A 9,212-nucleotide genomic window follows, 5' to 3' on the forward strand; every position below is an offset into this window, starting at 1 on the left:
TGGCGGTCGTCAGCTTAGAGGCGTGTCGAAGAGATGCGCCTCGCCCTGGACATGGATGCGGACACGGCTGCCGATCCGCGGCAGATCCATGCTGGAATGGCGCAGAAGCAGCGGAGCGGGCTGGCCCGGTGCATTGCCCAGCGTGACCGCGACCTTGCAGACCGAGCCGCCGAACTCGACATCGACGACGCGTCCCCAGCCCATCGAGCCGCCGTCCCCGCCGTTGGCAGCGTGGTCGTGATCGACCACCAGCCGGAGCTGCTCCGGGCGCAGCATGATCTCGGCCGCGCCGCGCCGAGGGCCGCCGGCAACCGCCAGCCGGCCGAGGCTGCAACTCGCCCAGCCATTCTCGACCTCGGCCGGCAGGATGATGGCGTCGCCCAGGAAGGTCGCCGTCTCGCGGTCACGCGGCCGGTGATACAGCTCCTGGGGCGGACCGGCCTGGGTCAGGCGGCCTTCGCGCATCACCGCCACCTGATCGGCGAAGGACAGGGCTTCGGCCTGATCGTGGGTGACGAGGATCGTGGCGATGTCGGCCTCGCACAGCACGCGGGCGACGGTGCGGCGGAGCGAATCGCGCAAGCCGGTGTCGAGCGCCGAGAAGGGCTCGTCCAGCAGCATCAGCGCCGGCTTGCGGGCCAGCGCGCGGGCCAGCGCGACGCGCTGCTGCTGGCCGCCCGACAGCTCGTGCGGGCGGCGCTCCAGCATCTGCCGGTCAAGCTCCACCGCCTCCAGCAGTTCCAGGATGCGGGTCCGCCGGGTCGGGTCATTGCGCTCCAGGCCGAAGGCGATGTTGTCGGCGATGCTGAGATGCGGGAACAGGGCGCCGTCCTGCGGCACATAGCCGATGCCGCGGCGATGGGCCGGCACCATCGTGCCGGCCTCCACCAGCGGGCGCCCGTCCAGCAGGATGCGGCCGCGGTCGGCGGTCTCGAAGCCGGCGACGATGCGCAGAAGCGTCGTCTTGCCCGAACCGGAGCGGCCGACGATGGCGGTGCGGCTGCCGGCGCGCACCGACAGGTCGACATCCTCCAGGGCCACCGCGTCGCCGTAGCGTTTTCCCAGTCCCTGAACCTGAAGGAAGCTCATCGTCCGGCGGCCCGTTTCGATTGGATGTGGAGAAGGATCGTCATCGGCAGCGACGCGGCGACCATCATCACCGCATAGGGCGCCGCCCCGGCATAGTCGATCTCGCTGGTCAGTGCCCAGAATTCGGTGGCGAGCGTGCGCGTGCCGCTGGGGGCGAGCATCAGGGTCGCCGTCAGCTCGTTGGTGATGCCGAGCGCCACCATCGCCATGCTGGCGGCGGCACCGGGAGCGGCGAGCCGGAAGGTGATCTGGCGCACCGCCTGCAACGGCGTCCGGCCCAGCGCCATGGCGGCGCGCTCCAGTTCGACCGGCGCCTGGGCGATGCTGGCCCGCAGGCCGACCAGAGCCCGCGGCAGGAAAAGCAGCATATAGGCCAGCAGCACCGTACCGACCGTCTGGTAAAGCGGCAGGGCGACCCGCACGGTGATCGTCACCAGCGCCAGCGCCACCACAACCCCCGGCAGCGAGCCGACATAGTAATGGCAGGCTTCCAGAACCCGCTGCAGCCGGCCGGGCGCACGCACCGACAGCCAGGCCATCGGTGCGGCGGCGAGCGTGGTCAGCAGCGCGCCGGCCAGCGCCAGGGCCACGGTCTGAAGGATTGCGCTGCCGATGTCCGCACCCTGCCAGATGCGGGCCCCGCCGATGGCGAGCCAGCGGCCGAGTGTCAGCATCGGCACGCCGAGCGAAAGTGCGGCGAACAGCAGCGGGATGACCAGGCAGGGCAGGGTGGCCCGGCCGAGCTTGGTCGGTGCGGCCTGCCTTGCGGCACCGCTGCCGACGCGGGCATAGCGCTCCTGCCCACGCAGCAGCGCCTCGCCGCCCATCAGCCCCATGCAGAGCAGAACCAGCACGCCTGCCAGCATGTTCGCCGCCGGGCCGTTGTAGGCCGACTGGAACTGGTCGACGATGGCGGTCGTGAAGGTGTCGAACTGGATCATCACATAGAGGCCGTATTCGGCCAGCAGATGCAGGCCGATCAACAGGCAGCCGCCATAGACCGCCACCCGCAGCTGCGGCAGCACCACGGTCAGAAAAACCCGCCAGGGTCCGTGGCCGAGCGAGGCGGCGACGTCCTCCATGGTCGGGTCGAGCCGGCGCAGCTGTGCCGCCACCGGAAGATACAGGAAGGGGGAATAGGCCAGGACGGAGACCAGGACGGCGGCCGCCAGCCCATGCAGGCCGGGGGCGACGGTCACCCAGGCGTAGCTGTGGACGAAGGCCGGAACCGCCAGCGGTGCCACCGCCAGCCACGCCCAGAAGCGCCGTCCGGGCAGGTCGGACCGCTCGGTCAGCCAGGCCAGCGTCACCGCCACCACGACCGAGAGCGGCAGGGTCAGCAGGACCAGCAGCAGCGTGTTTCCCAGAAGCTCGCCGACCCGGCGGCGGAAGACCAGTTCGACGACTGTGTCCCAGCCGGTCTGGACGGTGATCCAAACCACGAAGGTGAGCGGCATGAGGGCCAGCGCCGCGACCAGAGAGGTGACGGCGAGCACCGGCAGCGGCGCATGCCCGGTCCTCCTTGCGGTGACGAGGGATGCCTTGGCACGGACGGCGGTGCCGCCGCTGTCGGGCGGGCATTCCGGCGGGCACTGGGGATCTTGCGTGTTGAGAGCGATGGCGGCGAACTCCCGAACCGGCCCCTGGTCTGTCCGGATGGACGGACCTCGACCGCCGTTGCCCGCGATCCGATGCCGCGGGCAACGGCAGCAGGGATTACAGCAGGCCGGCCGCCGTCATCAAGTCGGTGACGGCCTTATTGTTGAGAGCCTCCGGCTTGACCTTCGGCGCCTGGAGCTTGTCCAGCGGCTCCAGCCGGGGGTTGGAGGCGACTCCGCTGGCGACGGCATATTCGTAGGAGTCGCCGTCGCGCAGCACTTCCTGCCCGCCCTTGCCGGTCAGGAACTTCACGAAGGCTTCGGCCTCGCGCTTGTTCTTGCTCGACGCCAGGACGCCGGCGCCGGAGATGCTGACGAAGGCGCCCGGATCGCCGTTGCGGAAATAGTGCAGAGCGACGTTCTTGCTGTTCTCACCGCCGGTGCGGGCCTGATCGCCGATGTAATAGTAATGGTAGATCACCGCACCTTCGACTTCACCGGCATTCACCGCCTTCATGGCGACGCTGTTGCCGCGGTAGGGCTTGGCGTTCTCCTTCATCGCCTTCAGCCAGGAAGCGGTGGCCGCCTCGCCCTTCAGTTGGAGGAGCGCGCCGACGATGGCCTGGAAGTCGGCCCCGGCCGGCGACGCGGCCCAGCGGCCCTTCCATTCGGGGTTGGCAAGGTCGAGCAGCGACTTCGGCAGCTTGTCCTGCGTCAGCTTGCCGGTGTTGTAGGCGAAGACGGTGGAACGGGCGGCGATGCCGGCCCAGTGGCCGTTGGCCGGGCGGAAGTTTTCCGGCACCGGAGCCAGCGTCTCGGCATTCAGCGTCGCGAACAGCCCGGCATTGTCGACCAGGGCCATCGCCGGCGAATTCTCCGTCAGGAAGACATCGGCGGGGGAGGCGGCGCCCTCCTGTACGATCTGGTTTCCCAGCTCCATGTCGCTGCCGTTGCGCACGGTCACCTTGATGCCGGTTTCACGGGTGAAGCGCTCCACCCATTCCTTGGTCAGGCTGGCATGCTGGGCATTGTAGACCGTGATTCCATCGGCGCTCGGCGCCGTTTGGGCCGAGACGGAGCCGCTGAGGGCGACGGCCGGCAGGGCGGCGAGCGCGGTGGCAAGGGCGAGCGAACGGACGAACCGGGAGCGGGAGATCTTCATTCCAACCTCTTCTGCGGGCAGGTACGGCCTGTCAGGCCATGCCATCTCCGCCTTTTAGTCCTTGCGGCAACTTGTTGCAACTTGTTCTCATTCGCGTAGAGATGCCCGTTGTCTTCCCAATCGACTTTGCTTCTACCGGCCCAACCACCTTGACGCGCGCGTTACGCCTCCATACGCTTCCGCACCGTCGATGCCGCTGGAATGCGGGTTGAACAGGGCTGGCAAATAAGACGCTGAAAAGCAAAGGAGGGCCGCTCTACCACAGGCGGCCCTCTTTCAATTTCTGGTGCCAACGACAAGGGGAGGGCGGAGCATGGCGGGCGCCAAGTTTCTGAAGTTCGACACGCAGAGCCTGCATGCGGGGCAGAAGCCCGATCCGGCCACCGGGGCGCGGGCGGTTCCGATCCATCTGACCTCCTCCTACGTCTTCAGCGACGTCGATCAGGCGGCGGCGCTGTTCAACCTGGAACGGCCTGGTCACATCTATTCCCGCATCTCCAACCCTACCGTCGCGGTGCTGGAAGAGCGGCTGGCGACGCTGGAAGGGGGGGTGGGTGCGGTCTGCACTGCCAGCGGACAGGCGGCGCTGACGCTCGCCGTCATGACGCTGATGGGGACGGGCGGGCATATCGTCGCTTCCTCCTCCATCTATGGCGGCAGCCGCAACCTGCTGGCCTACACGTTGCCGCGATTCGGCATCACCACCAGCTTCGTCCATCCGCGCGACCTCGATGGCATCCGGGCCGCGATCCGTCCCGAGACCCGGCTGGTCTTCGGCGAGGTGCTGGGGAATCCCGGCCTGGAGGTGCTGGATGTGCCAAAAGTCGCGGCCATCGCCCATGAGGCCGGCATCCCGCTGCTGATCGACTCGACCTTCACCACCCCCTATCTTTGCCGACCGTTCGAGCATGGCGCCGATCTTGTCATGCATTCCTGCACCAAGTGGCTGGGCGGGCACGGCACCGCCATCGGCGGCGTGGTGATCGACGGCGGCCATTTCGATTGGGAAGCCTCGGACAAGTTCCCGACCCTGACCGAGCCCTATGCCGGCTATCACGGCATCGATTTCGCCGAGGAATACGGTCCGGCCGCCTTTATCGCCCGCGCCCGTGCGGAAGGCTTGCGCGATTTCGGCGCCTGCATGAGCCCGATGAACGCCTTCCAGATTTTGCAGGGCGTGGAAACGCTGCCGCTGCGGATGAAGTGCCACATCCACAACACCCGCAAGATCGTCTGCTTCCTGGAAGGGGAGCTGAATGCCGAGAAGGGCGCCGTCGCCTGGGTCTCCTATCCGGAGCTGGTGGACCACCCCGACCATGCGCTGGCGTCCCGGCTGCTGCCGCAGGGTGCCGGGTCCATCATCTCCTTCGGCATCCGCGGAAACGGGGAGGGCGGCAGCCGTGAGGCCGGACGCCGCTTTATCGAATCGCTGACGCTGTTCTCGCACCTCGCCAATGTCGGCGACGCCAAGTCGCTGGTCATCCATCCCGCCAGCACCACCCATGCCCAGCTGGATGCCGCCGCGCTCGCCGCCGCCGGGGTGGGGGAGGACATGATCCGCCTGTCCATCGGGCTGGAGGATTGCGCGGACCTGATCGACGATCTGAAGCAGGCGCTGCGCGCCGCCACCAAGGGCTGAGGGCTGCGCCATGCTGCTGACCGTCAACGGAAACCCCGTCTTTGTCCATACCGGCGGCCGGGACATCAACCCCGCCCGTCCCGCCATCGTACTGATCCACGGTGCCGGCATGGACCACAGCGTGTGGAGCCTGCAAAGCCGCTATCTCGCCCACCATGGCCGTTCGGTCCTGGCGGTCGACCTGCCGGGTCATGGCCGCTCCGGCGGGGAACCGCTGGGCAGCATCGCCGCCATCGCCGACTGGGTGGTCGCCCTGTTGGACGCCGCCGGGCTGGAGCGCGCGACGCTGATCGGCCATTCCATGGGCGCGCTGGTGGCGCTGGATGCCGCCGCCCGCTATGGCGCCCATCATGGTGGACGAGTGGAGGCGGTGGCGTTGCTGGGCGTGGCGGAGCGGATGCCGGTCCATCCCGATCTGCTCGCCGCCGCCCATGCCGGCGAACAATCCGCCATCGAGATGGTGATCGGCTGGGGTCATGGCCCGCGCGGCCATGGCGGTGCTCAGGGCGGCGGCTGTCCGACACCGGGACTGGCGCTGATCCCCGGCGGACGCCGGCTGATGGCCTCGGTACGGCCGGGTGTGCTCGGCGTCGATCTCGCCGCCTGCAACGACTATGGGCAAGGCGCCGATGCCGCCGCGGCGGTCGTCTGCCCGGCGCTGTTCCTGCTGGGCGCACTCGACAAGATGACACCGGCAAAGGCCGGGCGGTCGCTGGCTGCCCGCGTCAAGACGTCGCAGGTCGTCGTCCTGCCGCAGACCGGGCATATGGTGATGACGGAAGCCCCAGATGCAGTGTTGGAGACGCTGACGTCCTTCCTGTCCCTGCGGCGGGGATGAGTATTTCAGTGCGGAAACTCATCCACTGAGAGTCGGGTTTATCCTGACATGCACCGTTAACGACCCCCGATTACCTTGTCCGGCGGGATTGCAGACAATCCCGCCGTTCGCCGCAGGTCCGGGAGTGTCGTCTTGCAGGATGGCGAGTTTGGGAGCATTGGGGGCGGCGCCCTGTTCCAGGACCGCCGCGACGTCGTTGTGGTGCTTTTACCGGACGGGCGGGTGCGCCACATCAGTGATTCCGTCGCCGATCTGTTGGGCCATGGGCCGGGGGTGCTGACCGGTGCGCCACTCGACACGCATATCCACCCCGACGATGTGGAGGAGGCACGGCTCCGTCTCCGGCTTCGCGCGAACGCTCCCGCCGGCAGCAGCGGCCGTGCCGCCTTCCGCTTCCGCCATGCCGACGGCGGCTGGCGCTGGCTGGAGGTCACCACCCGCAACGAGCTGGCCGACCCGGCCATCGGCGGGCTGGTGCTGAACATCCGCGACATCAGCGACCACATCGCCCTGTCGGAACGGCTTCGCGCCAGCGAGGCCCGCTACCGCACCCTGGCGGAAGCGGTGCCGGTCGGTATCCTGCAGGCCGATGCCGGTGGACAGGTGCTGTTCGCCAATGCCCGCCTCGCCGGGATCACCGGGCTGGAGCCCGACCGGCTGCTCGGCGGAGGCTGGCTCGATGCCGTGCATCCGGAAGACCGGGCACGGGTGGCGGCGGAGTGGCGGCTGGACTCAGACGATGAGTCCGCTGCGACCGACTTCCGCTTCCACGATCCGGACGGAACGGGGGCCGACCGCCGGGTGCTGTGCCAGCGCATCCGCCTGGAGGATGGCGGCACCATCGCCACCATCACCGACGTCAGCGAATATGTGCATACCGCCAATGCCCTGCGCCTGTCCGAGGCGCGCAACGAGGCGATTCTGGATACCGCCGCCGATGCGATCCTGACCATCGACGAGGCGGGTGTGCTGATCAGTTTCAACCGTGCTGCGGAGGCGATGTTCGGCGTTGCGGCCGGGGACCTGCTGTGGCGTCCGCTCGACCGCCTGATTGTACTGGCCGACCTGCGGGAGGAAGACGGCATCAGGCTGGAGTTCGCGCCCGGTCAGACCACGGCGCTGATTGCCCGCGACCGGGCGGTGGAGGCGGAGCGTGCCGACGGCACCCGTTTTCCTGTCGAGCTGTCGGTCGGCGCCAGCGAGGTGGAGGGACGGCGGCTTTACACCGCCATTCTCCGCGATGTGACCGAACGTCGGCGGGCAGAGGCCGAACTTCTGGCCGCCAAGGAAGCGGCGGAGGCAGGAAACCACGCAAAATCGACCTTCATTGCCACCATGAGCCATGAGTTGCGCACTCCGCTGAACGCGGTGATCGGCTTCTCGCAATTGCTGGAGGTGCAAGCCGGGACCGATGCGGCGGACGGGCCGCGGAACGAGCAACTGCCGGACTGCGTCGGTGCGATCAGGCAGGCCGGCGAACAACTGCTGGCGATCATCGACGACATCCTCGACATGGCGCAGATCGATGACGGTGCGGTGTCAATGGTCGAGGGAACCGTGGACCTGTCCGCGCTGGTCGAGCGCGCCGTGGCGGACCTCCGCTTCCACGCCACCCGTCAGCGGGTGACGATGACGATGGCGACCGACGCCGACCTGCCGCCGCTCCGCGGCGATGAACGCCGCCTCGGTCAAGCGCTGGGGAACCTGCTCTCCAACGCCATAAAATTCAGCCACCCGGATACGACTGTCACTCTGACTTCCGGACTCGCCGCCGACGGTTGGGTGGAACTGTCGGTGCGCGACCAGGGCATCGGGATGCGGCCGGAGGACATTGAGAGGGCGCTCACTCCGTTCGCCCAACTCGATCAGGGCGTCAACCGCCGTCACCAGGGCATCGGTCTCGGCCTGCCGCTGGCATTGCGTCTGGTGGAGGCGCATGGCGGCATGCTGAGGCTGGACAGCACGCCGGGGCAGGGCTGTACCGCCACCATCCGTCTGCCGCCGTCGCGTGTCATGACCATCGCAGAATTGCTGGCGCGGATGTCCTGATCTGGCCTGTACCGCCCGGATGTGCCAGAAACCGCTGCGCGATGTTCGCCCTGCCGGGCGGACGGCTTCGGAAAGGCAGGTGTGCGATGGCAGGACAGAGCGGTATCAGGGACGCGGTGGTGCTGGTCAGCGGCGGGCTCGACTCGACGACGGTGCTCGCCATCGCCAAGGCCGAAGGCTACCGGGTCAATGCGCTCAGCTTCCGCTATGGCCAGCGCCATTTGGTGGAACTGGAGGCGGCACGCCGGGTGGTCGCGGCGATGGGTGTCGAGCGGCATGTGATCGCCGACATCGACCTGCGCGCCTTCGGCGGCTCCGCCCTGACGGACTCCATCGCCGTGCCCAAGCATGACAAGGTTGCCGACCTGGAAGCCGACCTGGGCGAGGGTATTCCCGTCACCTATGTCCCGGCGCGCAACACCGTCTTCCTGTCCTTCGCGCTGGCCTGGGCCGAAACGCTGGGGGCGTCCGACCTGTTCATCGGCGTCAATGCGCTGGATTACTCCGGCTATCCCGACTGCCGTCCCGAATACATCGCCGCCTTCGAGACCCTGGCCAATCTCGCCACCAAGGCGGGGGTGGAAGGCACCAGCCGCTTCAAGATCCATGCGCCGCTGATGACCATGGACAAGGCCGCCATCGTCCGCCGCGGGCTGGAGTTGGGGGTCGATTACAGCCTCACCCACTCCTGCTACGACCCGACGCCGGAGGGGCTGTCCTGTGGTGCCTGCGACAGCTGCCTGCTGCGCCTGAAGGGCTTCGCTGAAGCTGGAACGGCCGACCCAATCCGTTACGCTGCCGGAACGAGATCGTAACGGGCAAGGTCGTTACGAACCT

General features: G+C 68.1%; 7 protein-coding genes. 4 read left to right on the forward strand and 3 right to left on the reverse strand.

Annotation, left to right across the window (positions count from 1 at the left end):
* Positions 1 to 9: 9 nt before the first annotated feature.
* The 3 genes from J2848_RS00150 to J2848_RS00160 all read right to left on the reverse strand — a co-directional run bounded on the left by J2848_RS00150 (position 10) and on the right by J2848_RS00160 (position 3,849).
* A complete protein-coding gene (locus tag J2848_RS00150; protein WP_149230478.1) occupies positions 10 to 1,089 on the reverse strand; it encodes an ABC transporter ATP-binding protein in 1,080 nt (359 codons plus the stop codon).
* Complete coding sequence (locus J2848_RS00155) at positions 1,086 to 2,585, reverse strand: ABC transporter permease (RefSeq protein ID WP_246193739.1); 1,500 nt, start codon at positions 2,583 to 2,585, stop codon at positions 1,086 to 1,088. Before J2848_RS00155 ends, J2848_RS00150 begins: the two co-directional genes overlap by 4 nt.
* 220 nt (positions 2,586 to 2,805) lie before the next feature.
* Positions 2,806 to 3,849 (reverse strand): iron ABC transporter substrate-binding protein, encoded by a 1,044-nt coding sequence (locus tag J2848_RS00160; RefSeq protein ID WP_149230479.1) that lies wholly within the window; start codon positions 3,847 to 3,849, stop codon positions 2,806 to 2,808.
* A 313-nt stretch (positions 3,850 to 4,162) separates the two neighbouring features.
* Between J2848_RS00160 and J2848_RS00165 the strand changes: the two genes are divergently transcribed.
* The 4 genes from J2848_RS00165 to queC all read left to right on the forward strand — a co-directional run bounded on the left by J2848_RS00165 (position 4,163) and on the right by queC (position 9,190).
* Positions 4,163 to 5,488: an O-acetylhomoserine aminocarboxypropyltransferase gene (locus tag J2848_RS00165; protein WP_149230480.1), complete on the forward strand. Its 1,326-nt coding sequence runs from the start codon at positions 4,163 to 4,165 to the stop codon at positions 5,486 to 5,488.
* Between the two features lie 10 nt (positions 5,489 to 5,498).
* Positions 5,499 to 6,326, forward strand: coding sequence for an alpha/beta fold hydrolase (locus J2848_RS00170; protein WP_149230481.1), 828 nt, complete (start codon positions 5,499 to 5,501; stop codon positions 6,324 to 6,326).
* A gap of 132 nt (positions 6,327 to 6,458) precedes the next feature.
* A complete protein-coding gene (locus J2848_RS00175; RefSeq protein ID WP_246193740.1) occupies positions 6,459 to 8,375 on the forward strand; it encodes a PAS domain S-box protein in 1,917 nt (638 codons plus the stop codon).
* Between the two features lie 86 nt (positions 8,376 to 8,461).
* Positions 8,462 to 9,190 carry a 7-cyano-7-deazaguanine synthase QueC gene (gene queC, locus J2848_RS00180; RefSeq protein ID WP_149230482.1) on the forward strand — a complete coding sequence of 243 codons (729 nt, stop codon included), beginning with the start codon at positions 8,462 to 8,464 and terminating at the stop codon, positions 9,188 to 9,190.
* The last annotated feature ends 22 nt before the right edge of the window (positions 9,191 to 9,212 follow it).

This window comes from Azospirillum lipoferum (genome assembly GCF_024170005.1).
Classification (GTDB): Bacteria; Pseudomonadota; Alphaproteobacteria; order Azospirillales; family Azospirillaceae; genus Azospirillum; species Azospirillum lipoferum.